General features: G+C 48.0%; 35 protein-coding genes and 1 tRNA gene. 8 read left to right on the forward strand and 28 right to left on the reverse strand.

Annotated features, from left to right (window positions below; translation table 11 throughout):
* The first annotated feature begins 188 nt into the window (after positions 1 to 188).
* Complete coding sequence (locus tag ACFQ1Z_RS08545; RefSeq protein ID WP_379056996.1) at positions 189 to 422, forward strand: ANTAR domain-containing protein; 234 nt, start codon at positions 189 to 191, stop codon at positions 420 to 422.
* Between the two features lie 105 nt (positions 423 to 527).
* Positions 528 to 603, forward strand: a tRNA-Val gene (locus ACFQ1Z_RS08550).
* Between the two features lie 44 nt (positions 604 to 647).
* On the opposite strand, the gene radC is transcribed toward ACFQ1Z_RS08550, so the two are convergent.
* Together radC and ACFQ1Z_RS08560 are read right to left on the reverse strand one after the other, a co-directional pair.
* Positions 648 to 1,322 carry a RadC family protein gene (gene radC, locus ACFQ1Z_RS08555; protein WP_379056997.1) on the reverse strand — a complete coding sequence of 225 codons (675 nt, stop codon included), beginning with the start codon at positions 1,320 to 1,322 and terminating at the stop codon, positions 648 to 650.
* A gap of 37 nt (positions 1,323 to 1,359) precedes the next feature.
* Positions 1,360 to 2,127 (reverse strand): hypothetical protein, encoded by a 768-nt coding sequence (locus ACFQ1Z_RS08560; protein WP_379056998.1) that lies wholly within the window; start codon positions 2,125 to 2,127, stop codon positions 1,360 to 1,362.
* Between the two features lie 109 nt (positions 2,128 to 2,236).
* Between ACFQ1Z_RS08560 and coaBC the strand changes: the two genes are divergently transcribed.
* The 5 genes from coaBC (at position 2,237) to rpmG (ending at position 6,763) form a co-directional block, all read left to right on the forward strand.
* A complete protein-coding gene (coaBC, locus tag ACFQ1Z_RS08565) occupies positions 2,237 to 3,427 on the forward strand; it encodes a bifunctional phosphopantothenoylcysteine decarboxylase/phosphopantothenate--cysteine ligase CoaBC (RefSeq protein ID WP_379056999.1) in 1,191 nt (396 codons plus the stop codon).
* A gap of 109 nt (positions 3,428 to 3,536) precedes the next feature.
* Positions 3,537 to 5,675, forward strand: coding sequence for a TonB-dependent receptor family protein (locus ACFQ1Z_RS08570; protein ID WP_379057000.1), 2,139 nt, complete (start codon positions 3,537 to 3,539; stop codon positions 5,673 to 5,675).
* Positions 5,676 to 5,792: 117 nt separating this feature from the next.
* Positions 5,793 to 6,245 (forward strand): dUTP diphosphatase, encoded by a 453-nt coding sequence (gene dut, locus ACFQ1Z_RS08575; RefSeq protein WP_379057001.1) that lies wholly within the window; start codon positions 5,793 to 5,795, stop codon positions 6,243 to 6,245.
* Between the two features lie 93 nt (positions 6,246 to 6,338).
* A complete protein-coding gene (gene rpmB, locus ACFQ1Z_RS08580; RefSeq protein ID WP_091472854.1) occupies positions 6,339 to 6,575 on the forward strand; it encodes a 50S ribosomal protein L28 in 237 nt (78 codons plus the stop codon).
* A gap of 32 nt (positions 6,576 to 6,607) precedes the next feature.
* Entirely contained in the window at positions 6,608 to 6,763 is a 156-nt protein-coding gene (rpmG, locus tag ACFQ1Z_RS08585; RefSeq protein WP_011478679.1) for a 50S ribosomal protein L33, read from the forward strand.
* Positions 6,764 to 6,839: 76 nt separating this feature from the next.
* Here the strand turns inward: rpmG and ACFQ1Z_RS08590 are convergent, their stop codons facing one another.
* Positions 6,840 to 8,135, reverse strand: a complete 1,296-nt coding sequence (locus ACFQ1Z_RS08590) for a mechanosensitive ion channel family protein (protein ID WP_379057002.1) — start codon at positions 8,133 to 8,135, stop codon at positions 6,840 to 6,842.
* Between the two features lie 9 nt (positions 8,136 to 8,144).
* Positions 8,145 to 9,602, reverse strand: a complete 1,458-nt coding sequence (gene mgtE, locus ACFQ1Z_RS08595; protein ID WP_379057003.1) for a magnesium transporter — start codon at positions 9,600 to 9,602, stop codon at positions 8,145 to 8,147.
* Between the two features lie 78 nt (positions 9,603 to 9,680).
* Between mgtE and ACFQ1Z_RS08600 the strand changes: the two genes are divergently transcribed.
* Positions 9,681 to 9,914, forward strand: coding sequence for a glutaredoxin family protein (locus ACFQ1Z_RS08600; RefSeq protein ID WP_379057004.1), 234 nt, complete (start codon positions 9,681 to 9,683; stop codon positions 9,912 to 9,914).
* A 115-nt stretch (positions 9,915 to 10,029) separates the two neighbouring features.
* On the opposite strand, the gene rplQ is transcribed toward ACFQ1Z_RS08600, so the two are convergent.
* The 24 genes from rplQ to rplB form a co-directional block, all read right to left on the reverse strand.
* A complete protein-coding gene (rplQ, locus tag ACFQ1Z_RS08605; RefSeq protein ID WP_055827082.1) occupies positions 10,030 to 10,419 on the reverse strand; it encodes a 50S ribosomal protein L17 in 390 nt (129 codons plus the stop codon).
* Positions 10,420 to 10,451: 32 nt separating this feature from the next.
* Positions 10,452 to 11,438: a DNA-directed RNA polymerase subunit alpha gene (locus ACFQ1Z_RS08610; protein ID WP_055827085.1), complete on the reverse strand. Its 987-nt coding sequence runs from the start codon at positions 11,436 to 11,438 to the stop codon at positions 10,452 to 10,454.
* Positions 11,439 to 11,494: 56 nt separating this feature from the next.
* Positions 11,495 to 12,124 carry a 30S ribosomal protein S4 gene (rpsD, locus tag ACFQ1Z_RS08615; protein WP_379032465.1) on the reverse strand — a complete coding sequence of 210 codons (630 nt, stop codon included), beginning with the start codon at positions 12,122 to 12,124 and terminating at the stop codon, positions 11,495 to 11,497.
* Positions 12,125 to 12,172: 48 nt separating this feature from the next.
* Positions 12,173 to 12,562 carry a 30S ribosomal protein S11 gene (rpsK, locus tag ACFQ1Z_RS08620; RefSeq protein WP_018986256.1) on the reverse strand — a complete coding sequence of 130 codons (390 nt, stop codon included), beginning with the start codon at positions 12,560 to 12,562 and terminating at the stop codon, positions 12,173 to 12,175.
* Between the two features lie 38 nt (positions 12,563 to 12,600).
* The gene (gene rpsM, locus ACFQ1Z_RS08625; RefSeq protein ID WP_091472875.1) at positions 12,601 to 12,963 is read right to left on the reverse strand and encodes a 30S ribosomal protein S13; all 363 of its coding nucleotides are present in this window, start codon (positions 12,961 to 12,963) and stop codon (positions 12,601 to 12,603) included.
* 110 nt (positions 12,964 to 13,073) lie between these two features.
* Complete coding sequence (rpmJ, locus tag ACFQ1Z_RS08630; RefSeq protein WP_325241676.1) at positions 13,074 to 13,187, reverse strand: 50S ribosomal protein L36; 114 nt, start codon at positions 13,185 to 13,187, stop codon at positions 13,074 to 13,076.
* A gap of 111 nt (positions 13,188 to 13,298) precedes the next feature.
* Positions 13,299 to 14,612 (reverse strand): preprotein translocase subunit SecY, encoded by a 1,314-nt coding sequence (secY, locus tag ACFQ1Z_RS08635; RefSeq protein WP_379057005.1) that lies wholly within the window; start codon positions 14,610 to 14,612, stop codon positions 13,299 to 13,301.
* A gap of 24 nt (positions 14,613 to 14,636) precedes the next feature.
* A complete protein-coding gene (gene rplO / locus ACFQ1Z_RS08640; protein ID WP_379057006.1) occupies positions 14,637 to 15,074 on the reverse strand; it encodes a 50S ribosomal protein L15 in 438 nt (145 codons plus the stop codon).
* On the reverse strand, positions 15,074 to 15,271 hold the full coding sequence (gene rpmD / locus ACFQ1Z_RS08645) for a 50S ribosomal protein L30 (RefSeq protein WP_055827098.1): 198 nt from the start codon (positions 15,269 to 15,271) through the stop codon (positions 15,074 to 15,076). The genes rplO and rpmD overlap by 1 nt, the downstream gene beginning before the upstream one ends.
* Positions 15,272 to 15,273: 2 nt before the next feature.
* Positions 15,274 to 15,780, reverse strand: coding sequence for a 30S ribosomal protein S5 (rpsE, locus tag ACFQ1Z_RS08650; protein ID WP_055827101.1), 507 nt, complete (start codon positions 15,778 to 15,780; stop codon positions 15,274 to 15,276).
* A 15-nt stretch (positions 15,781 to 15,795) separates the two neighbouring features.
* Positions 15,796 to 16,149: a 50S ribosomal protein L18 gene (gene rplR / locus ACFQ1Z_RS08655; RefSeq protein ID WP_055827104.1), complete on the reverse strand. Its 354-nt coding sequence runs from the start codon at positions 16,147 to 16,149 to the stop codon at positions 15,796 to 15,798.
* 60 nt (positions 16,150 to 16,209) lie between these two features.
* Positions 16,210 to 16,743, reverse strand: a complete 534-nt coding sequence (gene rplF / locus ACFQ1Z_RS08660) for a 50S ribosomal protein L6 (RefSeq protein ID WP_379057007.1) — start codon at positions 16,741 to 16,743, stop codon at positions 16,210 to 16,212.
* 12 nt (positions 16,744 to 16,755) lie between these two features.
* Positions 16,756 to 17,151, reverse strand: coding sequence for a 30S ribosomal protein S8 (gene rpsH / locus ACFQ1Z_RS08665; RefSeq protein WP_379057008.1), 396 nt, complete (start codon positions 17,149 to 17,151; stop codon positions 16,756 to 16,758).
* A 14-nt stretch (positions 17,152 to 17,165) separates the two neighbouring features.
* Positions 17,166 to 17,471: a 30S ribosomal protein S14 gene (rpsN, locus tag ACFQ1Z_RS08670; RefSeq protein WP_379032487.1), complete on the reverse strand. Its 306-nt coding sequence runs from the start codon at positions 17,469 to 17,471 to the stop codon at positions 17,166 to 17,168.
* A 3-nt stretch (positions 17,472 to 17,474) separates the two neighbouring features.
* Positions 17,475 to 18,014 (reverse strand): 50S ribosomal protein L5, encoded by a 540-nt coding sequence (rplE, locus tag ACFQ1Z_RS08675; protein ID WP_379032490.1) that lies wholly within the window; start codon positions 18,012 to 18,014, stop codon positions 17,475 to 17,477.
* 8 nt (positions 18,015 to 18,022) lie between these two features.
* Positions 18,023 to 18,340 (reverse strand): 50S ribosomal protein L24, encoded by a 318-nt coding sequence (gene rplX / locus ACFQ1Z_RS08680; protein WP_379057009.1) that lies wholly within the window; start codon positions 18,338 to 18,340, stop codon positions 18,023 to 18,025.
* A gap of 17 nt (positions 18,341 to 18,357) precedes the next feature.
* Positions 18,358 to 18,726: a 50S ribosomal protein L14 gene (rplN, locus tag ACFQ1Z_RS08685; RefSeq protein ID WP_019881229.1), complete on the reverse strand. Its 369-nt coding sequence runs from the start codon at positions 18,724 to 18,726 to the stop codon at positions 18,358 to 18,360.
* Positions 18,727 to 18,932: 206 nt separating this feature from the next.
* A complete protein-coding gene (rpsQ, locus tag ACFQ1Z_RS08690; protein WP_379057010.1) occupies positions 18,933 to 19,190 on the reverse strand; it encodes a 30S ribosomal protein S17 in 258 nt (85 codons plus the stop codon).
* On the reverse strand, positions 19,187 to 19,381 hold the full coding sequence (gene rpmC, locus ACFQ1Z_RS08695) for a 50S ribosomal protein L29 (RefSeq protein ID WP_379057011.1): 195 nt from the start codon (positions 19,379 to 19,381) through the stop codon (positions 19,187 to 19,189). Before rpmC ends, rpsQ begins: the two co-directional genes overlap by 4 nt.
* Positions 19,382 to 19,392: 11 nt before the next feature.
* Positions 19,393 to 19,809, reverse strand: a complete 417-nt coding sequence (rplP, locus tag ACFQ1Z_RS08700) for a 50S ribosomal protein L16 (RefSeq protein WP_055827127.1) — start codon at positions 19,807 to 19,809, stop codon at positions 19,393 to 19,395.
* Entirely contained in the window at positions 19,793 to 20,509 is a 717-nt protein-coding gene (rpsC, locus tag ACFQ1Z_RS08705) for a 30S ribosomal protein S3 (RefSeq protein ID WP_379057012.1), read from the reverse strand. Before rpsC ends, rplP begins: the two co-directional genes overlap by 17 nt.
* Before the next feature lies 1 nt (position 20,510).
* Positions 20,511 to 20,849 (reverse strand): 50S ribosomal protein L22, encoded by a 339-nt coding sequence (rplV, locus tag ACFQ1Z_RS08710; protein WP_055827133.1) that lies wholly within the window; start codon positions 20,847 to 20,849, stop codon positions 20,511 to 20,513.
* Between the two features lie 9 nt (positions 20,850 to 20,858).
* On the reverse strand, positions 20,859 to 21,134 hold the full coding sequence (gene rpsS / locus ACFQ1Z_RS08715) for a 30S ribosomal protein S19 (RefSeq protein ID WP_055827137.1): 276 nt from the start codon (positions 21,132 to 21,134) through the stop codon (positions 20,859 to 20,861).
* A gap of 5 nt (positions 21,135 to 21,139) precedes the next feature.
* Entirely contained in the window at positions 21,140 to 21,973 is an 834-nt protein-coding gene (rplB, locus tag ACFQ1Z_RS08720) for a 50S ribosomal protein L2 (protein WP_325241270.1), read from the reverse strand.
* Between the last annotated feature and the right edge of the window lie 5 nt (positions 21,974 to 21,978).

Below are 21,978 nucleotides of genomic sequence, written 5' to 3' on the forward strand. Positions count from 1 at the left end.
GCAGCAGCTCCCGCAGCCCAACCCCGTAGCTTGGTGCAGCAGCACTGCAGTGGTGCAACCCGGCATGCTACCCCATGTGCATGGTGTCGGCAATATACCTTAACAATCATACACTTACAATCAGCAAGTTAACTGGCACACAGATTGCTAAATCATGTTTGCATTAAATTTAATTTACTTTTTGACCAATGAGACCTTCGACACCCACCACTTCTGCCCCATTTGACGCTACACGCCACGCCGGTTTGAGTCTGGAAGAGCAAAAACTGGTAGATGGCGCCAGGGATATTTTAATGCGCCAGCGCGCCCTGAATGAAGAAGAAGCCTATACCCTGCTTTCTGAAATGGCAGATAAACGCAGAACGGGGATGGCAGATATTTCATTGCAGCTAATCAACATCACCAAGCGCCTGACGGTTTAAGCTGCGCCCCGCTATGGCTGACACTGCAATCGCTGTTAAAAACTCAGCTGCCCCTCTTGCAAGAACAAAAGGGTTAGGTATAATGCGGCCTTCGTTACCAGGCACGGGTGCTTAGCTCAGTTGGTAGAGCGTCGCCCTTACAAGGCGAATGTCAGCGGTTCGACCCCGTTAGCACCCACCACCCCCCTGCCCTGGCTTCAAACTCATCGTTGCAAACTTACAGCTTCAGATCAATCCCCGTTCGTTAAACGAAAACGTGTCCTGACCGGCCACGATAATGTGATCCAGCACTTTCACCTCCACCAGGCTTAAAGACTGTTTTAATAGTTGCGTCAATTGCTGATCGGCACGACTGGGCACAGCGTTTCCGCCAGGGTGGTTATGGCTGAGGATCACTGCAGCTGCATTCAATGCCATTGCGCGTTTGACCACCTCCCTGGGATGCACGCTGGTCTGCATCAGGCTACCTTCAAACATGGTTTCATAGGTGATCAGGCGGTTTTGCGCATCCAGAAAAAGCACGCAGAACACTTCGCGCAGCAGAGGTGATAGCTGCAATTGTAAAAAAGCTTTCACTTGTACCGGCGAGTTAAAGCTATCTACCTGCTGCAAGGTTTCGCCCAGCGCGCGCTTGCTCATCTCCAGCACCGCCTGCAGCTGGCAATATTTGCTCGCGCCCATGCCATGCACTTGCTGCATCTCACCCAGACTGGCAGCAAAAATGCCATTCAGGCTATGAAAATGTTGCAACAGATCACGCGCCAGATCGACGGCGGTTTTGCCCACCACACCTACCCTTAAAAAAATGGCGAGCAACTCGGCGTCAGAAAGTGCCATGGCACCAGCCCGCAGTAACTTTTCGCGCGGACGCTCTTGTTCGGGCCAGTCGGTGATTGCCATCGCTTATTCCTCACATCAAGGTTAGTTGGACATAGCTTTATTTGGCCCAGCCTATCTCCCTGGATGTCGGTCTACCAATAACAGTCTCATCCAGATTGATGGCCATGCGCGCCCGGTTTTCAGTAAGCGGGATCTTGCCAGCCATGATTTCCGCCTTTTTTTGCGGATACAGCGGTTGCATATATGGCTCGGCGTAGCCTTGCGGTCGCAAAGGCGCATTGGTATTCAGATCATATTTATCGCTGGCACTCAGGGTATGCAGCAACTCATGCGCGATCACCACCGTATTCTGCTCATGCTGCGCGGCGACGGCGAACAGGTTCACGCGACCGATACGGCCTTTTTGTAATGCCGTCGAATGCAATAAGCGGGAATGGGTGTGCACATCGTGATACAACAGATAAAGTCTGATATCGACCGACTGGCCTACAGGTGGCTGATGTTGCCAGGCAAACCAGCGGAATTTCAGGCTCCAGAAAATGATGTCCAGCAAGGGTGCGTTCACGGCGGGCGGTGCCGGCGGAATCCGTTTGATCGCTGGCCCCAGGTGCAAAAAAATAGGCTGTGACAATGGCAACCGATACCTGCGCGCCTCGCGGGCAAAATATTGCGCGATGACTTCAAAATCATCCGCTTGCAAGCTTGCTATATAAGCCTCGACTTCTGCGGAGTCATCGGCGTTGACCGGATACAAGGCCACATGCAAAGGCTTGTGCCACTGTCGCGCCTGATACTCATCCCACAGCTGCATCAGCGCTGTCGCTACCACGGCTACCCAGAACATGACTCGGACAGTTTTTAGCATCTACTCAACCTGTTTGACTGCCACATCTTAACATGTTTAAAGTTTGTGCTAAGCGGCCTGGTCCCAAATATGCGTCCAAATATGCGCGCTTTACAGTTAAAATACGCAGATGAATAGTGCGCACTCACAGCCTCATCATTTACTTTTAGGTGTCACCGGCGGCATTGCAGCCTACAAAACTGCCGAACTGATCCGCCTGCTGATCAAACAGGGTCATAGCGTACAAGTGGTGATGACAGAGGCGGCCACTCATTTCATCACGCCAACCACATTGCAGGCGCTGTCTGGCAATCCGGTATTTATCGATAGCTGGGATACCCGCATTGCAAACGCGATGCCGCATATAGAACTAAGTCGGCCAGCAGATGCCATTCTGGTCGCACCGGCCAGCGCGGATTTCATTGCCAAACTGGCACATGGCTTTGCCAACGACCTGCTCTCCACATTGTGCCTGGCGCGTGAGTGCCCACTCCTGATCGCACCGGCCATGAACAAACAGATGTGGGAAAACCCGAGCACACAACGCAATATTGAGCAGCTGTTAAAAGACCAGGTCACGCTACTCGGGCCAGACAGTGGCGAACAAGCCTGTGGTGAAGTCGGTCAGGGCAGGATGCTTGAACCTGAAATGCTGCTGCATGGGATACAAACACACTTCACCCCCAAACTACTGGCGGGCAAAAAGATCCTCATCACCGCTGGCGCCACCATGGAAATGCTGGACCCGGTGCGTGGCATCACCAACATCAGCAGTGGCAAAATGGGTTTTGCACTGGCTAAAGTCGCCACGCAAATGGGCGCCGAAGTGACATTGGTGCATGGGCACGCCACAGCCGTGCGGCCTGAAGTCAGCCATGCCTACTTTGCGGGCACGGCCAACGCAATGTATCAAAGCGTGATGCAGCATATCGCGGATCAGGATGTATTTATAGCGATAGCAGCGGTGGCCGATTACAGCCCGCTGGTTTCTGCCGAGCAAAAAATCAAAAAAAGTGAAGAGTCACTCACCATACAACTCAAACGGAATAAGGACATTCTGGCAGACGTTGCCAAATTACCCAACCCGCCTTACTGTGTAGGCTTTGCCGCCGAGACTGAACACGTATTGCAACATGCCAGACAAAAGCGGCAAGACAAGAACATTCCGCTCATTGTCGCCAACCAGGCCAACCTGGCTTTAGGCAGCGACAATAACAGCGTCACCCTGATTGATGACAGTGGCGAATATGCGCTGGAAACCGCCGACAAAACCAGCATTGCGGCAAAAATCCTGAGCCACCTGCACAGCCAACTCAACTAATCCGGCACAACCACACCGCCACTCATGATATTCATGAAAATACTGAGGGGCGCAGCCTGACAAACAGCTTACAATCGCGCCATTTGATTTCATTCGTATTGAGTACCTTATGCGCGCTTTTGTGTTCCGTTTAACGCCAGTCTGCCTGGCCGTTTCATCCGTTTTTGCTGGCTTATCATTGGCCGAGGCCGAAGAAGAAAAAACCCTGGTACTTTCACCGGTAGTAGTGACTGCCACCCGCCAGGCGCAAAACAGCTTTGACCTGCCAGTGGCGATCGATGTGGTTGAACAGCATAATATCCGCGACGGACAGCTACAAATGCAACTCTCCGAAAGCCTGATTCGGGTTCCCGGCATCACCGCACAAAACCGAAACAATCAGGCGCAAGATCCGCAGATTTCAACACGTGGGTTTGGTTCACGCTCTGCGTTTGGGGTCAGAGGTGTAAGGGTTTATGTAGATGGAATTCCTTTAACGATGCCGGATGGACAAGGCCAACCTGGTGTCGTTGACCTGTCAGCGGTTAAAAGCATTGAGGTCATGCGAGGCCCTTTTTCATCACTATACGGAAACTCATCTGGTGGTGTCATCCAAATGCTAACGCAAGACGCGCCACAATCTCCAGAAGTAGATGGCAGCATCATGTTTGGCAGTTACGGTACCAAACGTCAAACTTTACAAGCCAGTGGCCAATCAGAGAACGTTGAGTACATGTTGAACGTCTCGAATTTCGAGACAGATGGCTATAGAGACCACAACAGCGGAAAGAAACAACAAGCCACCGCAAAATTTAAATTTAATATTAGTGACGATACCAAGTTAACCGCATTGGTTAACTGGTTTGACCAGGAAGCACAAGACCCATTAGGCCTAAACAGAGCTGCCGCTTTCAGCACACCTAAAGCGGCTGGCGTCGGATCAATCGCATCAAATACCCGCGTCTCTCGCACACACACTCAAGTAGGCTTCAACCTTCAACATGCATTTAATGAAAACAACTCTATCAGCTTTATACCTTATGTAGGGACCAGGCAAAATGAGCAGTTTCTTGCATTACCACCAGCAGCACCGATTAATGCAAATGGTCGTGCGAGCGAAATTTCACGCGATTTTTGGGGCGCCGACCTACGCTGGGATAATAAGGGGATCGTTTTAAGCAAACCATACAATGTAAGTTTGGGCTTAACTTACGGAAAAATGAACGATGACCGTGTAGATACTAATGCGGACAATGGCATTGCTAGAAATAATAATGTGGTTAATAACGCCAACTTTGGCTTGAATCGTCGCGAAGAGAATATCTCAAGAAACTTTGACCAGTATATTCAGGGCAGACTTTCCTTAACTGATAGTTTTGATATTCATGCAGGCGCAAGGCATACCAAAGTAAATTTAAAAATTAAAGACGATTTCATTACTGGAAACAGCGCGAATGGTAACAACAGCGGCGCTGTGGAATACCAAAAGACTACGCCTGTGATTGGCGCAGTTTGGAAAGCAACTGATTCGATTAACCTTTACGCAAACTTTGGCAAAGGCTTTGAAACACCAACATTTATCGAATCATCATTTGCAACTTCTGCCGCAAACAGTACGCCCAACCTCGGTTTAAAACCAAGTGAAAGTAACAACTATGAGCTAGGTGTTAAGGCTTATCTAAATAGCACCACTAGAGCAAACATGACTTTGTATCATGTCTCAACCGATGACGAGATAATCGTACAGGACAACATTGCGGGTCGCGCAAGCTACACCAATGCAAACAAAACCAAAAGGAGGGGCGTCGAATTCTCTATTCAATCCGAATTCGATAACAACATATCCCTTTATGGCGCTTACACTTTATTAGATGCCAAATTTGATTCCGACTTTACCAACAGGCTTAACACAACCATTCGCTCTGGCAATACTATCCCAGGCACTTACAGATCCCAACTTTATGGTGAGGTAGCATGGCGTTACCAGCCTCTGGGCTTTTTCTCAGCACTGGAGGGTCGCTACAACAGCAAAGTGTATGTTGATGACGTAAATAGTGACTCAGCTCCCTCTTACACTATATTTAATCTAAGGGCTGGCTTTGAACAAAAACTGAAGAACTGGCGCTTTAAGGAATACTTACGTGTTGAAAATATGTTCGATAAAGACTATATCGGCTCTGTAAGAATTAATGATGGTAACTTACGCTTTTTTGAACCCGCTACTGACCGTAATTATCTTGTCGGGCTGAGTGCAGGGTATACCTTCTAGATCTTCTCGTTTCTAAAAGCCAGCACTCGCTGGCTTTTTTATTGCGAGCTAGTTATCGTGCTAAGTGATTTTGCAGCAGGTTTCATGCTTTAATAGCGCAATATTTTTGGAGCAACTATGTCAATTACTGTAGACCTCAAGATCCTCGACCCGCGCTTGCACCACATGATGCCTACTTATGCGACGCCTGGTTCTGCGGGGCTGGATCTGCGCGCCTGTATAGAGCATACGCAAACCATACAGCCGGGTGAAACAATTATGATCCCTACCGGCATGGCGATACATATTGATAATGCCTACTATGCGGCGCTGATACTGCCGCGTTCTGGCTTGGGTCATAAGCACGGCATTGTGCTTGGCAACCTGGTCGGGCTGATCGATTCAGATTACCAGGGCCAGCTGCTGGTTTCATGCTGGAACCGCAGTAAAGAGCCGTTTATTCTGAACCCACTGGAGCGTATCGCACAGATGGTGATCGTGCCTGTCGTGCAGGCGGATTTTCATATTGTGGATGAATTTACCACCAGTGAACGCGGTGAAGGTGGCTTTGGCAGCACCGGAAAGCATTAATCACTAAAAAGCATAACAATTGCTTGATTTAGTCTTGCTTTTCATTCTATAATCTCGCTCTTTCTGAAAAAGATAAAGTATTTGGAGATAACCATGGCACGTGTATGTCAGGTAACAGGCAAAAAGCCGATGGTGGGTAACAATGTTTCTCACGCACAAAACAAAACAAAACGCCGTTTCTTGCCTAACTTGCAAAACCGTAAGTTCTGGGTTGAGAGCGAAAATCGCTGGGTAAGCCTGCGCATTACTAACGCTGCTTTGCGTACTATCGACAAAAATGGTATCGACGCTGTGTTGGCTGATTTGCGTGCAGCTGGCGAAAAAATCTAACTCGCGACATTTAGTCTGCAAAGGATATTATCATGCGTGAAAAAATAAAATTGGAATCAAGTGCTGGTACAGGTCATTTCTATACCACTACTAAAAACAAACGTACCATGCCTGAGAAAATGGAGATCAAGAAGTTTGATCCAGTTGCTCGCAAGCATGTTCTATACAAAGAAACTAAATTGAAATAATTTCAGTTTAAAGCATTAATAAAAAAGCCTGCATATGCAGGCTTTTTTATTAGCTATTACTCCAGGTGAGCCTTCATTACTCTGCCGCCGCATTCAACGCGCTCTGACCGGAAATAATGCGCACATCTTGCTGTGGGTATGGGATCTGAATATTATTCGCTTTAAAGCGCTGCCAGATCTCGTAATAGACCTCACTTTGCAGCTTGGCGGTGCCTTCTTCAGGGTTGAGCACGCCTACCGCCAATTGCAAATCAATTCCATACTGACCAAATGATTTGATGATCACCTCTACCGCATTATCATCTCTAAGAGTGCGCTCATGCGTTCTACCAACTTCATGTAATAGCTTGATGGCTAGATCAAGATCGCTTGCATATGAGATCTGCACCGAGACCGGCACCTTTGCTTTGTGCGCTGCGGAGGTATGATTGATCACCACGTCAGTGATGATGGTTTCATTCGGGATGATGAATTCAGTGCCATCCAGCTTGCGTAAGACAATATAGCGCGAGCGCAGCTCGCCCACCATACCATAGAAACCGCGTATGGTCACGATATCGCCCATATGCAGCGACTTATCCATCAGGATAATAAAACCACTCACATAGTTGCTGGCGATCTTTTGCAGGCCAAAACCCAGACCCACACCCAGAGCACCACCAAATACCGATAACATGGTGACATCAATACCTACCGCGGCCAGAGACATCAGCAAGGCGATCACGATCGCCACCATACGCACCAGCTTGACCATGATGACACGCCAGTTGCTATCGATCTTCTCCGAAGCCATCAGTCGCAGCTCTAACATACGACTCAGCCACAAGGCGACCAGCATGGTAATGATGATGGTCAACCCGCCTTGGATCAGCAGTAGCAGATCTAACTTTTGCTTGCCGACACTGAATTGCACATCCTCCAGCACCTGCAATACAGGATCGAGGAAGCCACCGATATGCAAGGCGACTATCACCCAGACTGTCCAGCCGATCACACGCTCAAACGAATGCAACCAGGCACTGGGAGAAAATACATAGCGCAGCACATACACAACGCTACGGATAATGATCATGGCCAGCAGCATACGCGCAGCCAGGCGGATCAAGCCTACATGCATCCAGTGCTGTAACGAGTAGCGCGCAATCACCAGTAACAAAAAGCCGACAAAAGGAAAAAACAGGCGCTGTATGCCACCGAGTAGCATTTTGTAAACCACATTTACCCGGCCAGCCTGGATCTGCTTACGCAGGTGCCAGTTAAGCAAGCCACTTACAGCAAGAATGCTCCCTATCACTAACAACTGCCACAGGGCAGAAGCGGTGCTGAAATCCTGAACGATTTCTTTCCAAAGTATATTGATGTCGTTATCCATTGCGTTTATTTATAACAAGATGATGGTTGCCAAACCAAGGAATATAAGAAAGCCGCCACTGTCGGTAATCGCTGTGATCATGACACTGGTGCCAACCGCAGGATCTCGCCCCAGCTTGTTCATGACCAGCGGGATCATGACGCCATTGACTGCCGCCAGCAGCAGATTCAGCGTCATGGCTGACATCATGACCAGACCCAATGCGGCACTGCCATATAGCATATAAGCGATCAGCCCCAGTACGCCGCCCCATAGCAAACCGTTGAGCAATGCCACGCCCAACTCTTTTTGCAATAACGATTTCATGTGATAGCTGGAGATCTGCCCCAGCGCGAGACCACGCACTATCATGGTCGAGGTCTGGTTGCCTGAGTTACCGCCGATGCCGGCCACGATAGGCATCAATGCTGCCAGCGCGACTATCTTCTCGATACTGTCCTCAAACAAACCGATCACGCGTGAAGCGACCAAGGCCGTCACTAGATTAATCGCCAGCCAGGCCCAGCGGTTTTGCACTGATTTCCAGATAGAGGCAAAGAAGTCTTCTTCTTCGCGCAGACCGGCCCAGGAAAGCATATCGGCTTCCGCTTCTTCACGGATGATATCCATCACCGTATCGACGGTGATACGTCCTACCAGCTTGCGGTTATTATCAACCACCGGCGCTGTCACCAGGTCATAACGTTCAAACGCCATCGCCGCCTGGTCAGACATATCCTCGGGGTGAAAAACCACCGCATCGGTAGACATGATGTCGCCCACTTCGGTTTCCGGGTCATTGAGGATGATGCGCTTGAGTGGCAGCACGCCTTGCAGTATGTCGTCGCGATTGATGACGAACAATTTATCGGTATGGTCCGGGAATTTAGGCAAGCGGCGCAGGTAGCGCAACACCACCTCCAGCGTGATATCGTCGCGTATGGTGACGATATCAAAATCCATGATCGCACCTACCGTGTCTTCAGGATACGACAGCGCAGACTGCAGACGCTCGCGGTTTTGCGTATCCAGGCTGTACATCAAGTCCTGCAACACGTCTTTTGGCAGGTCGGGCGCCAGGTCAGCCAGCTCATCGGTATTCAGCTGTTCGGCCGCAGCAAGCAGTTCCTCGCTGTCCATGTCCGCAATCAGCGTCTGCCGCACTGCATCAGAAGCTTCCAGCAGGATCTCGCCATCACGCTCGGCTTTGACCAGGTCCCACACCATAAGCCTGTCATCGAGCGGCAATGATTCCAGGATATAGGCCACGTCAGCCGGGTGCAGCTGATCTAGTTTGTGTTGCAGGATATTCAGGTTCTGCTTGTGGACCAGCGATTCAACCAGCCCATGGTTAGGCATATCCTGCTTGTGCACAACATGCTCTACCAACTTATGCTTGCCGAGCAAATTAATCACCTGTTGCAGCGTTTCGCTCAGGCTCTCCTTGCTCTCACTCACCTTCTCATCATGTTCACGAATTTCAGTCATGCTTTTTCCAATGTTGAGCAGGGTTTATTTTTTACAGGTAATATTGTACAAAGCGTTGATGACACTACCTAGCGATTTATGCAGAAGTATTTGATTTTATATGGCACCGTGGGCTGTCACTTATGTGACGATGCAGAGCGGGTGTTGCAGACCTTGGGACTGGCTTACCAAACAATAGACATTATTGATGACAATCGCCTGCTAGAGAAGTTTGCCACCAGCATTCCGGTACTGCAGGGCGCAGACGAAAGCTACTTGTATTGGCCGTTCGATACAGAGCAGGTGACGCACTGGTTAAGTGAACACAGATAGGACTGCTGCTCTATAGCAGGCAAAAAGTCATTGTTTAAATACCGAGCTGATAGCACGCTCAAAAAACAAAAAAGCCAGCAAAGCTGGCTTTTTTATTTGAGACTTGCAACTGGAATTATTCTGCAGCTGCTGGTGCTTCAGCGATTTCCGGGCGGTCAACCAGCTCAACAAATGCCATAGGTGCATTGTCGCCATTACGGAAACCACATTTCAGGATACGCAGGTAACCACCATTACGTGCGTTGTAACGTGGGCCCAGTTCACCGAACAATTTGCCAACGATATCACGGTCACGCAAACGGCTGAAAGCCAGGCGACGATTTGCCAGTGTAGGTGTTTTACCCAGAGTGATCAAAGGCTCTGCATATTTACGCAGTTCTTTTGCTTTTGGCAAAGTAGTCTTGATGACTTCGTGACGCAGCAAAGAGGTCACCATGTTGCGGAACATAGCAGCGCGGTGGCTACTTGTTCTGTTCAATTTACGATTGCTATTACCGTGACGCATAGTAATTCCTTAAGTATTTATCTTATTAGAAATTAAGCTTTTTCCAAGCCAACAGGTGGCCAGTTTTCCAGCTTCATTCCAAGTGTCAAGCCTTTGGAGGCCAACACGTCTTTAATTTCATTCAATGATTTTCTGCCCAGGTTCGGAGCTTTTAACAGCTCGTTTTCTGTACGTTGAATCAAATCACCAATGTAAAAAATGTTTTCCGCTTTGAGGCAGTTGGCAGAACGTACTGTCAATTCCAGATCATCCACTGGACGCAACAGGATAGGATCAACCTGTGGTGCAGCTTTTACTTCTACATCAGCAGAAGCGCCTTCCAGATTTGCAAACACTGACAACTGGCCGATCAGGATGCGTGCTGCATCGCGTATGGCTTGTTCTGGCTCGATAATGCCGTTGGTTTCAACGTCCATGATCAGCTTGTCCAAGTCAGTACGTTGCTCAACACGCGCACTCTCAACATGGTAGCTCACCTTGTTGATAGGGCTGAAAGAAGCATCCACCATCATGAAGCCCAATACGCGGTCTTCATCGTTTGCTTTCTGGCGTGCTGGCACAGGCTGATAACCACGACCCATTTCAATCTTCACTTCCAGATTCAACTTACCACCTTTGGTGATATGTGCGATCACGTGATTCGGGTTGACGATCTCAGCATCATGACCAACTTCAAAGTCACCTGCAGTCACAATGCCTTCACCAGACTTGCTTAATACCAAGATGGTTTCAGTTTTGTTGTGCAGTTTTAATGCAACACCTTTAAGGTTCAGCAAGATATCAACAACATCTTCCTGAACGCCTTCAATGGTGGAGTACTCATGTACTACGCCATCGATTTTTACTTCAGTAATGGCAAAGCCTGGGATAGAAGATAAAAGCACTCTTCTTAAAGCGTTACCCAATGTATAGCCGAAGCCGCGCTCCATTGGTTCTAAAGTCACACGCGCACGCAGAGGATTAATGACCTCAACGTCTACTACGCGTGGCTTCAAATATTCTGTAGGGCTATTTTGCATATATTTCCTTGGAGTAATTGGGTATAAACAAATAAACCTTAGCCTGGACTAAGTGATTACTTAGAATACAACTCAACGATCAATGACTCATTGATGGTAACTGGCAACGCATCACGCTGAGGCTTAGCCTTGTACATACCACTCAATGCCTTGATGTTGACGTCCAACCACTCAGGAAAACCGCGTTGCCCAGCTGCTTCAACTGCAGCTGTAATACGCAATTGCGATTTAGCCTTTTGTGAAACACTGATCACATCACCTGCTTTAACCTGGTAAGAAGGGATGTTCACACGCTTGCCATTCACCAGAATGCTGTTATGGCGTACAACCTGACGAGCTTCGGAACGCGAACCTGCCAGCCCCATACGATAAGCTACATTGTCTAAACGTGATTCCAGCAATTGCAATAAGCTCTCGCCGGTAATTCCTTTTTGACCATCTGCTTTAGCGTAGTAAGCACGGAATTGACCTTCCAAAACTCCGTAGATACGACGCACTTTTTGTTTTTCACGCAATTGCACACCGTAGTCCGACATGCGGGCTACACGGCGTTGGCCGTGTTGACCTGGTGCGAAGTTACGCTTTTCGATTGCGCATTTGTCTGTAAAGCATTTTTCAGCTTTTAGAAACAACTTCTCACCTTCACGACGGCACTGGCGGCATTTAGGGTCTAGATTTCTAGCCAAAATATTCTCCATTAATCGATTCGCTGACCATGCGATCAGCGAAATGAATTAAATCCTGCGTTTTTTAGGTGGACGGCAACCGTTGTGCGGCACTGGTGTTACATCGGTGATGCTAGTGATTTTGAAACCAGCAGCATTCAATGCACGTACTGCAGACTCACGACCTGGGCCTGGGCCCTTGATGCGAACTTCCAGATTCTTAACACCAGATTCCTGAGCAGCTTTACCAGCTACTTCAGAAGCAACCTGTGCTGCAAATGGAGTACTTTTACGTGAACCTTTAAAACCCTGACCACCGGAAGTAGCCCATGACAATGCATTGCCTTGACGATCGGTAATCGTAATAATCGTGTTGTTAAAAGAAGCGTGCACGTGAGCGATACCCTCGGCAATGTTCTTTTTAACTTTTTTTCTAACGCGTACATTAGCTTTTGCCATGTTGTACTGTCCTTAATATCTACTAATGTTCAAAGAGATTATTTAGCTTGCTTGATGGCCTTGACAGGACCCTTACGCGTACGCGCATTGGTCTTGGTACGCTGTCCGCGCACTGGCAAACCGCGACGATGACGGATACCACGGTAGCAACCCAGATCCATCAAACGCTTGATGTTCATGGTCACTTCGCGGCGCAAGTCACCTTCTACAGTGAACTTCGCAACTTCGTCACGCAACTTTTCCACCTCTGCATCGCTCAGGTCTTTGACCTTCACTGTCGTCAGTACACCTGCTGCTGCACAGATCTTCTGCGCAGTATTACGGCCGATACCGTAGATCGATGTTAAAGCGATTTCCGCATGTTTGTGGTTTGGGATATTCACCCCGGCAATACGAGCCATACTTAAACTCCAATAATCAATCGTTCATCACGATCAAACTTGTGCGTAGAAAAGAAAAGCCGCATATTATATCAGCCTATCCCTACCCTCACAAGAAATTGTTATACCAATTAACCTTGACGTTGTTTATGACGTGGGTCTGTACAAATAACACGAACAACACCGCGACGTCTTACCACTTTACAGTTACGGCACAATGCTTTAACTGATGCGCGAACTCTCATCTTATTTCCTTTAGTTAATTCACTTACTTTGTGCGGAATGTATATTCACGCACGGGTTAAATCATTTAGCGTTATCTTTGCAGCAACTCCGCCAGTTGGCAGACGGCAAATCTAGCGACCAGATCCTTTAAAATTTGCTTTTTTGAGCAAACCTTCATACTGCTGTGACATCAGGTGTGATTGCACCTGCGTCATAAAGTCCATGGTGACCACAACAATAATCAGCAATGACGTACCACCAAAATAAAACGGTGTATTAAATTTCAACACCAGAAATTCCGGTAACAGACAAACCAGCGTGATATACAACGCACCGATCAGTGTCAAACGTCCCATAATCCTGTCTATATATTTTGCTGTTTGATCACCAGGACGTATGCCAGGCACAAAAGCACCACTTTTCTTCAGGTTATCTGCCGTTTCTTTGGGGTTGAACACCAAAGCGGTATAGAAGAACGCAAAGAACAAGATCGCAGCTGCAAACAACAGAATATACAGTGGCTGACCTGGTGACAGTTTGGCACTGACATCCTTCAACCAATACATATGCTCACTACTTCCGAACCAACCTGCCAGGGTGGCTGGGAACAAAATAATACTTGAAGCGAAGATCGGTGGGATCACACCAGACATATTCAACTTCAACGGCAGGTGGGTAGATTGACCACCGTAGATACGGTTACCGACCTGACGTTTGGCATAATTCACCGTAATCTTGCGTTGGCCACGCTCAACGAATACCACCAGCGCCGTGACCAGAATCACTGCAACAAACAGGAACATCACTAATGGAATAGAGAATGCGCCAGTTTTTGCTAAATCTAATGTACTGCCAATGGCATGCGGCAGACCCGCCACAATACCGGCAAAAATGATAATGGAAATACCGTTACCAATACCGCGCTCGGTGATCTGCTCACCCAGCCACATCAAAAACATGGTGCCTGCCACCAGTGTGGTCACCGCAGTGATGCGGAAAGCCAAACCTGGATCCAGCACCAGACCAGCCTGCCCTTCGAGAGCAATGGCAATGCCTAACGCCTGGAAAGTCGCCAGCAACACAGTGCCGTAGCGTGTATATTTGGTGATTTGACGGCGACCAGCTTCACCTTCTTTTTTCAGCTGCTCTAATTGTGGTGAAACCACGGTCAGCAACTGCATGATGATGGAAGCTGAGATGTAAGGCATGATCCCGAGGGCAAACACGGTGAAACGTGATAATGCACCACCAGAGAACATGTTAAACATGCCCAGAATGCCATCCTTTTGTGTGTCGAATAATTGCTTCAACACAGTAGGGTCAATGCCTGGCACTGGAATATGAGCGCCGAGTCGATAAACGATCAACGCCCCCAACAAGAACCACAAACGGGCTTTTAATTCGCCAAGTTTGCCTACGGAACTTAAAATATTATCCTGTGCCAAGCTGATACTCTCTTATGACAACAATTAAACTTCGAGTACTTTGCCGCCAACGGATTCGATGGCTGCTTTAGCACCTTTAGTCAACAACAAGCCTTGAACCTGTACTTTAGCAGTGACGTCACCAGACAAATACACTTTGACTGATTTGACAGAAGCTGGGACCAGTTTGGCTGCTTTCAATGCCAAAATGTCTATCACTTCCACGTCGACCAGAGCCAGTTCGCTAGTGCGGATACGTGCAGTATCAGCATGCGTCAAAGAATTAAAACCACGTTTAGGCAAACGACGTTGCAAAGGCATTTGACCGCCTTCGAAACCTACCTTGTGGAAACCACCGGCACGTGACTTTTGGCCTTTGTGACCACGACCACCAGTTTTACCCAAACCGGAGCCAATGCCACGACCTAAACGACGACGTTCCTTTTTAGCGCCTTCTGCAGGCTTAATCGTGTTCAATTGCATTATGCTTCAACCTTTAAAAGATAGCTTACAGCATTGATCATGCCGCGGATTTCTGGCGTATCTTGCACTTCAACTGTGTGATGCATACGACGCAGACCCAAGCCACGTACTGTCGCTTTATGCGCTTCAATACGACCAATCAAACTTCTTACTAACGTCACTTTTAAAGTAACGTTTTCTTTTTTCGCTTTAGCCATGATTAACCTCTGATTTCTTCTAAGGTCTTACCACGTTTAGCAGCAATTTCAGCTGGTGTGTTCATGGAAGCCAGACCGTTCAAGGTTGCACGCACCAGATTGTAAGGGTTGGTAGAACCAAGACTCTTAGCAATCACGTTTGTGATACCCATCACTTCAAAAATAGCGCGCATCGTGCCACCAGCAATAATACCGGTACCTTCAGAGGCAGGCTGGATCAGTACTTTAGCAGCGCCGTGTACACCGGTAACTGCATGATACAAAGTACCATTCTTCAAATTCACTTTTACCATGCTGCGGCGGGCTTCATCCATGGCTTTTTGTACAGCCACTGGCACTTCACGTGCTTTACCTTTACCCATACCCACAGTGCCGTCACCATCACCAACCACGGTCAATGCAGCGAAGCTCATGATACGACCACCCTTAACCGTTTTACTTACACGGTTAACAGTAATCATTTTTTCACGCAAACCGTCTGTTTGCTGCTGTTCAAAATCTTTAGCCATTCTTTATCTCACCCATTAGAATTTGAGACCATGTTCACGGGCAGCGTCAGCCAAAGCTTTGATACGACCGTGATACTTGTAGCCTGAACGATCAAAAGCAACGTCAGTGATGCCTGCTTTTACAGCTTTTTCAGCGATACGTTTGCCAATCAAGGTTGCAGCTTCGATGTTGCCACCATTTTTCAGTTGTTGACGCACTTCCGCCTCAACGGTAGATGCACTCGCCAATACGCGATCACCGGTTTCTGTGATGATCTGTGCATAAATATTTGTATTGGTGCGATGTACACTCAAACGTGTCACTTTTAACTCGGCGATTTTGGCACGGGTTTTACGTGCTCTGCGCAATCGGTTATTAACGTTTTTCATTGAATTTACCTTTAATATTGATTCACTGTTCAGGCTATTTCTAACCTAGAAGTGCTTTACTTATTTTTTCTTGGTCTCTTTGATGACGACCACTTCATCCGCATAACGAACGCCTTTACCTTTATATGGCTCAGGAGCACGGTAACCACGAATCTGCGCAGCAACCTGGCCAAGCACTTGCTTGTTGGCACCAGTCAACACGACTTCTGTCGGTGTTGGTGTCTGCACAGTCACGCCTTCAGGCATTTTGTGGTTGATCGGATGAGAGTAACCTAACTCCAGGTTCAAAGTTGAACCCTGAGCATTAGCTTTGTAACCCACGCCTATCAGTGTCAATTTACGGGTAAAGCCAGCAGAAACACCCTGCACCATATTTGCCAGCAAGGCACGTACGGTTCCAGACATTGCTCGCGCATGCTGTGTCTCATTGTTGGCTTTCACCAACAACTGTTCGCCATCACGCGTCACAGAGATATCTGCAGACAGCGCCTGGTTCAATTTACCCAGAGGACCGCTCACTGCGATCTCGGCTGGAGAGATTACGACTTCTACCTTGGCAGGAATCGCAACCGGATTTTTAGCAACACGTGACATATCAAACTCCTCTTAGGCCACGATGCACAAAACTTCACCACCGATACCGGCAGCTTGTGCTTTACGATCAGTCATTACACCTTTTGAGGTAGAAACGATGGTTACACCTAAACCGTTCATCACTCGAGGAATGTTTTGACTACCTTTGTATATACGCAGACCTGGTTTAGATACACGCTCGATCTTCTCGATAACGGGACGACCAGCGTAGTACTTCAGGCTGATGTTCAAAACAGGTTTACCTTCATTGCTTTGAACGTTGAAATCTTCAATGTAACCTTCATCTTTCAGTACGTTTGCAATGGCGCCTTTAACTTTAGACGCAGGCATTGAAACTGATGGCTTATTCGTACGTTGCGCGTTACGAATACGGGTCAACATATCGGCAATCGGATCACTCATACTCATGTTCTATTCCTCCGTTACCAGCTGGCCTTGGTGACGCCTGGTACATGACCAGCCATCATCAACTTACGCAACTCATTACGTGCGATACCAAATTTACTGAACACACCACGTGGACGACCAGTCAATGCACAACGGTTACGTGTACGCACCGGGCTGGAATTACGTGGCAAACTTTGCAATTTTGAACGTGCAGCGAAACGATCTTCAACGCTTGCAGATTGGTTATTAATGATCTCAACCAATTCAGCACGTTTGGCTGCATATTTTTTTACGGTTTCGCGACGCTTCTGTTCGCGCTCTGTCATACATACTTTTGCCATGACTTAACCTCTAAAGGGGAAACTAAATGCAGCCAACAGTGCTTTTGCTTCTTCATCTGTTTGAGCTGTCGTGGTAATGGTGATGTTCATTCCGCGCAGGGCATCGATCTTGTCGTATTCGATTTCCGGGAAAATGATCTGCTCTTTAACACCCATGTTGTAGTTACCACGGCCATCAAAGGACTTGCCTGAAATACCACGGAAGTCACGAATACGTGGGATAGCCACAGTAATCAGACGATCCAGGAATTCATACATACGCTCGCGGCGCAATGTGACTTTACATCCAACAGGATAGTCATCACGGATCTTAAACGCAGCCACAGACTTTTTAGCCTTGGTCACGATAGGTTTTTGACCAGCGATTTTTTCCATATCAGAAACGGCGTTTTCCATGACTTTCTTGTCAGCCACTGCTTCACCTACACCCATGTTCAGGGTGATTTTTTCGATACGTGGCACCTGCATTGAGGAGGTGTAGCCAAATTGTTCTGTCAATTTGGAAACCACTGTATCTTTATAGTATTGTTTTAAACGTGCCATATGTATTCCTATGCGTCGATCGACTCGCCGCTAGATTTGTAAACACGAATCTTGCGACCATCTTCGAGTACCTTAAAACCAACACGATCAGCTTTTTTAGTTGCACTGTTATAGATTGCAACGTTGGAAATGTCCAAAGGCATTTCCTTGCTGATAATGCCACCAGTAACACCACGCATAGGGTTAGGGCGAGTGTGCTTTTTAACCACATTCAAGCCTTCCACCACTACATGGCCGGTTGGCAAGACGTTTAAAACAGCACCTGTTTTACCTGCGTCTTTACCTGTATTCAAAATGACTTGGTCACCTTTGCGAATTTTGCTCATTTATCGTCTCCCGCCTATTACAGCACTTCAGGCGCTAATGAAACGATCTTCATGAAGCGCTCACTACGCAACTCACGTGTCACCGGGCCAAAAATACGTGTACCAATCGGCTCAAGCTTGTTGTTCAACAAGACTGCAGCATTGGCATCGAATTTAACTAAAGAACCATCTGGGCGACGTACACCTTTGGCAGTACGCACAACCACAGCGTTATAGATTTCACCTTTTTTGACGCGACCACGCGGGGCAGCATCTTTAATGCTGACCTTGATGATATCGCCAATGCTGGCATAACGACGCTTGGAACCACCCAAGACCTTGATACACTGCACGGAACGCGCACCAGTGTTATCGGCTACTTCAAGCCGAGATTGCATTTGAATCATGAGAAATAATCTCCAACTTAATCCGTTATAACCACTACCAGCCGTTGCTTTGAACTTGCATTCAAAAACATTTTTCGGCCAATAGACCACGGTCAGTATTGGGGTGCCAGCTACATGCCATCTAAGGCGGGCACCGAAAAGTCCAACATTATACAACCAAAAAAACGCTTATGACAAGCGCTTTTCCAGTTTTATATTTTGAAGCCTTATTTAGCTTCGATTTTGCTTACTACCCAAGACTTGGTCTTGGAGTATGGGCGTGATTCAGTGATCGTAACCAGATCGCCTTCCTGACATGCATTAGCTTCGTCATGTGCATGGAATTTGTTCGATTTGGAAACCACTTTACCAATCAGAGGATGTTTCACCTTACGCTCGACAAGCACAGTCACGGTTTTATCCATCTTGTTGCTCACCACGCGGCCAGTCAAACTGCGTACAACTTTCGCTTTTTCAGTCATCATGCCTGTTTCGCCTTCTCAGCCAGCACGGTCTTCACGCGAGCTACATCTTTGCGCACTTTACCCAGCTGATCTACTTTGTTCAATTGTTGAGTGGCCAATTGCATGCGCAGTGAAAACTGTGCGCGGCGCAACTCGACCAACTCGGTGTTCAGCTCTTCAGCTGACTTTGCTCTAAATTCTGAAGCTTTCATTTAACTACTCCTTAACTGCCGATTTGACGGGTCATGAATGTAGTTTCAATCGGCAACTTAGCAGCAGCCAATTTGAAAGCTTCGCGAGCCAACTCTTCACTCACGCCATCCATCTCGTACAACATTTTGCCTGGCTGAATTTGAGCGATGTAGTAGTCCACGCTACCTTTACCATTACCCATACGAACTTCAGCAGGTTTTTTGGAGATCGGTTGATCAGGGAACACACGGATCCAAACGCGGCCACCACGTTTAATGTGACGAGTCATCACACGACGTGCAGCTTCGATCTGGCGTGCGGTCAAACGACCACGACCAATCGCTTTTAAACCAAATTCACCAAAGCTTACCTTGTTACCAGTAGTCGCAATACCTTTATTGCGACCCTTTTGCATCTTGCGGTATTTCTGTCTAGCTGGTTGCAGCATCTTTAGCCCTCGGCTTTCTTACTTTTTTCTCTGGCTCAGCATCGGCAACAGCAGCATTTGCAGCAGCGTTATCACCAAAAATCTCACCTTTGAATACCCAAACTTTAATCCCGATGATACCGTAGGTGGTAGAAGCTTCTGCCACACCGTAGTCGATATCAGCACGCAGTGTATGGAGAGGCACACGGCCTTCACGATACCACTCGGTACGTGCGATCTCGATACCGTTCAAACGACCGGAACTCATGATCTTGATGCCTTGTGCGCCCAAACGCATGGCGTTTTGCATGGCGCGCTTCATGGCACGACGGAACATCACGCGTTTTTCCAATTGCTGGGCAATGGATTGTGCGATCAATGTTGCATCTAACTCTGGCTTACGCACTTCTTCAATGTTCAGGTGAACAGGCACGCCCATCAACCCTTGCAGTGAAGAACGCAAAGACTCGATGTCTTCACCTTTTTTACCGATCACAACACCTGGACGGGCACTGTGTATGGTGATTTTTGCGTTTTTAGCCGGGCGCTCGATGATGATCTTGCTCACAGCAGCGCTAGCCAGCTTTTTGTTCAGGAACTCGCGCACTTTGATGTCGCCTTGCAACATCGCCGGGAAGTTCTGGCTATTTGAGTACCAACGTGACGCCCAGTTTTTCTGAACGCTCAAACGGAACCCAATTGGATGAATTTTCTGTCCCATATTATTCCTTTGAGTCACCGACTGTCACATGAATATGACATGTTGGTTTCGTAATACGACCAGCGCGACCTTTTGCACGTGCACGGATACGTTTCATGACAATGCCTTTATCAACGTAGATTGAAGTCACCTTCAATGCGTCAATATCAGCCCCATTGTTATGCTCGGCATTGGCAATCGCAGACAGCACCACTTTTTTGATGATCTCGGCACCGCGCTTAGGCGTGAACTCGAGAATATTCAAAGCGTGATCCACTTTTTTGCCACGTACCAAGTCGGCCACCAAACGCGCTTTTTGCGGAGAAAGGTGTACGCCTTTTAAAACTGCAGTAACTTGCATATCAGCCCCTTACTTCTTCGCTTTTTTATCAGCCGCGTGCCCTTTGAACGTGCGTGTCAACGCAAATTCGCCAAGCTTGTGACCAACCATGTTTTCAGAAATCAACACAGGCACATGTTGTCTACCGTTGTGCACTGCGATGGTTAAACCAATAAAGTCAGGCAATACAGTCGAACGGCGAGACCAAGTTTTGATTGGTTTTCTATCGCGGTTCGCTGACGCAGTTTCGACTTTTTTAGCCAAGTGAGCGTCCACAAATGGACCTTTTTTAACAGAACGTGCCATGGCGATTACCTTACATTTCTCGGACGACGACTTACGCGCATGTTATCAGTACGCTTGTTCTTACGTGTACGATAACCCTTAGTTTTCTGACCCCATGGTGAAACCGGGTTCATACCAGCAGCAGTACGGCCTTCACCACCACCGTGCGGGTGATCAACCGGGTTCATCACCACACCACGTACGGTTGGGCGGACACCGCGCCAACGCATCGCACCGGCTTTACCGATTGAACGCAATGAGTGCTCTTCGTTACCCACTTCGCCCAAGGTTGCCTTGCAGTCTACGTGCACACGGCGAACTTCACCGGAACGCAAACGCAGCTGAGCATAAGCACCTTCACGTGCCAGCAACTGGACAGAAGTACCGGCTGAACGCGCGATCTGCGCGCCTTTGCCTGGCTGGATCTCGATACAATGTATCGTGCTACCGACCGGGATGTTGCGCAAAGGCAATGCATTACCAGCACGGATAGGCGCTTCAGAACCGCTCACCAGTTGTGCACCTGCAGCAATGCCGCGTGGTGCAATGATGTAACGACGCTCACCATCCGCATAGCACAGCAACGCGATGTTGGCTGTACGGTTTGGATCGTACTCGATACGCTCTACTGTTGCAGGAATACCATCCTTGTTACGACGGAAGTCGATTACACGGTAGTGCTGCTTGTGACCGCCACCTTGGTGACGGGTTGTGATGCGGCCGTTGTTGTTACGACCAGCATTTTTACTTTGACTTTCCAACAGCGGCGCGTAAGGCTTACCTTTGTGCAGATCAGGTGTGACAACCTTCAATACACCACGACGACCGGGGGAAGTTGGTTTGACTTTAACTAATGCCATGTCTT

The organism is Methylophilus luteus, from assembly GCF_042676265.1.
Taxonomy (GTDB): Bacteria; Pseudomonadota; Gammaproteobacteria; order Burkholderiales; family Methylophilaceae; genus Methylophilus; species Methylophilus luteus.

What these genes read in the sequence shown, in the direction of transcription:
- ACFQ1Z_RS08545 (WP_379056996.1), top strand. Translation starts at nt 189, where the DNA reads ATGAGACCTTCGACACCCACCACTTCTGCCCCATTTGACGCTACACGC.
- radC (WP_379056997.1), bottom strand. Translation starts at nt 1,322, where the DNA reads ATGGCAATCACCGACTGGCCCGAACAAGAGCGTCCGCGCGAAAAGTTA.
- ACFQ1Z_RS08560 (WP_379056998.1), bottom strand. Translation starts at nt 2,127, where the DNA reads ATGCTAAAAACTGTCCGAGTCATGTTCTGGGTAGCCGTGGTAGCGACA.
- coaBC (WP_379056999.1), top strand. Translation starts at nt 2,237, where the DNA reads ATGAATAGTGCGCACTCACAGCCTCATCATTTACTTTTAGGTGTCACC.
- ACFQ1Z_RS08570 (WP_379057000.1), top strand. Translation starts at nt 3,537, where the DNA reads ATGCGCGCTTTTGTGTTCCGTTTAACGCCAGTCTGCCTGGCCGTTTCA.
- dut (WP_379057001.1), top strand. Translation starts at nt 5,793, where the DNA reads ATGTCAATTACTGTAGACCTCAAGATCCTCGACCCGCGCTTGCACCAC.
- rpmB (WP_091472854.1), top strand. Translation starts at nt 6,339, where the DNA reads ATGGCACGTGTATGTCAGGTAACAGGCAAAAAGCCGATGGTGGGTAAC.
- rpmG (WP_011478679.1), top strand. Translation starts at nt 6,608, where the DNA reads ATGCGTGAAAAAATAAAATTGGAATCAAGTGCTGGTACAGGTCATTTC.
- ACFQ1Z_RS08590 (WP_379057002.1), bottom strand. Translation starts at nt 8,135, where the DNA reads ATGGATAACGACATCAATATACTTTGGAAAGAAATCGTTCAGGATTTC.
- mgtE (WP_379057003.1), bottom strand. Translation starts at nt 9,602, where the DNA reads ATGACTGAAATTCGTGAACATGATGAGAAGGTGAGTGAGAGCAAGGAG.
- ACFQ1Z_RS08600 (WP_379057004.1), top strand. Translation starts at nt 9,681, where the DNA reads ATGCAGAAGTATTTGATTTTATATGGCACCGTGGGCTGTCACTTATGT.
- rplQ (WP_055827082.1), bottom strand. Translation starts at nt 10,419, where the DNA reads ATGCGTCACGGTAATAGCAATCGTAAATTGAACAGAACAAGTAGCCAC.
- ACFQ1Z_RS08610 (WP_055827085.1), bottom strand. Translation starts at nt 11,438, where the DNA reads ATGCAAAATAGCCCTACAGAATATTTGAAGCCACGCGTAGTAGACGTT.
- rpsK (WP_018986256.1), bottom strand. Translation starts at nt 12,562, where the DNA reads ATGGCAAAAGCTAATGTACGCGTTAGAAAAAAAGTTAAAAAGAACATT.
- rpsM (WP_091472875.1), bottom strand. Translation starts at nt 12,963, where the DNA reads ATGGCTCGTATTGCCGGGGTGAATATCCCAAACCACAAACATGCGGAA.
- rpmJ (WP_325241676.1), bottom strand. Translation starts at nt 13,187, where the DNA reads ATGAGAGTTCGCGCATCAGTTAAAGCATTGTGCCGTAACTGTAAAGTG.
- rplO (WP_379057006.1), bottom strand. Translation starts at nt 15,074, where the DNA reads ATGCAATTGAACACGATTAAGCCTGCAGAAGGCGCTAAAAAGGAACGT.
- rpmD (WP_055827098.1), bottom strand. Translation starts at nt 15,271, where the DNA reads ATGGCTAAAGCGAAAAAAGAAAACGTTACTTTAAAAGTGACGTTAGTA.
- rpsE (WP_055827101.1), bottom strand. Translation starts at nt 15,780, where the DNA reads ATGGCTAAAGATTTTGAACAGCAGCAAACAGACGGTTTGCGTGAAAAA.
- rplR (WP_055827104.1), bottom strand. Translation starts at nt 16,149, where the DNA reads ATGAAAAACGTTAATAACCGATTGCGCAGAGCACGTAAAACCCGTGCC.
- rplF (WP_379057007.1), bottom strand. Translation starts at nt 16,743, where the DNA reads ATGTCACGTGTTGCTAAAAATCCGGTTGCGATTCCTGCCAAGGTAGAA.
- rpsH (WP_379057008.1), bottom strand. Translation starts at nt 17,151, where the DNA reads ATGAGTATGAGTGATCCGATTGCCGATATGTTGACCCGTATTCGTAAC.
- rpsN (WP_379032487.1), bottom strand. Translation starts at nt 17,471, where the DNA reads ATGGCAAAAGTATGTATGACAGAGCGCGAACAGAAGCGTCGCGAAACC.
- rplE (WP_379032490.1), bottom strand. Translation starts at nt 18,014, where the DNA reads ATGGCACGTTTAAAACAATACTATAAAGATACAGTGGTTTCCAAATTG.
- rplX (WP_379057009.1), bottom strand. Translation starts at nt 18,340, where the DNA reads ATGAGCAAAATTCGCAAAGGTGACCAAGTCATTTTGAATACAGGTAAA.
- rplN (WP_019881229.1), bottom strand. Translation starts at nt 18,726, where the DNA reads ATGATTCAAATGCAATCTCGGCTTGAAGTAGCCGATAACACTGGTGCG.
- rpsQ (WP_379057010.1), bottom strand. Translation starts at nt 19,190, where the DNA reads ATGATGACTGAAAAAGCGAAAGTTGTACGCAGTTTGACTGGCCGCGTG.
- rpmC (WP_379057011.1), bottom strand. Translation starts at nt 19,381, where the DNA reads ATGAAAGCTTCAGAATTTAGAGCAAAGTCAGCTGAAGAGCTGAACACC.
- rplP (WP_055827127.1), bottom strand. Translation starts at nt 19,809, where the DNA reads ATGCTGCAACCAGCTAGACAGAAATACCGCAAGATGCAAAAGGGTCGC.
- rpsC (WP_379057012.1), bottom strand. Translation starts at nt 20,509, where the DNA reads ATGGGACAGAAAATTCATCCAATTGGGTTCCGTTTGAGCGTTCAGAAA.
- rplV (WP_055827133.1), bottom strand. Translation starts at nt 20,849, where the DNA reads ATGCAAGTTACTGCAGTTTTAAAAGGCGTACACCTTTCTCCGCAAAAA.
- rpsS (WP_055827137.1), bottom strand. Translation starts at nt 21,134, where the DNA reads ATGGCACGTTCTGTTAAAAAAGGTCCATTTGTGGACGCTCACTTGGCT.
- rplB (WP_325241270.1), bottom strand. Translation starts at nt 21,973, where the DNA reads ATGGCATTAGTTAAAGTCAAACCAACTTCCCCCGGTCGTCGTGGTGTA.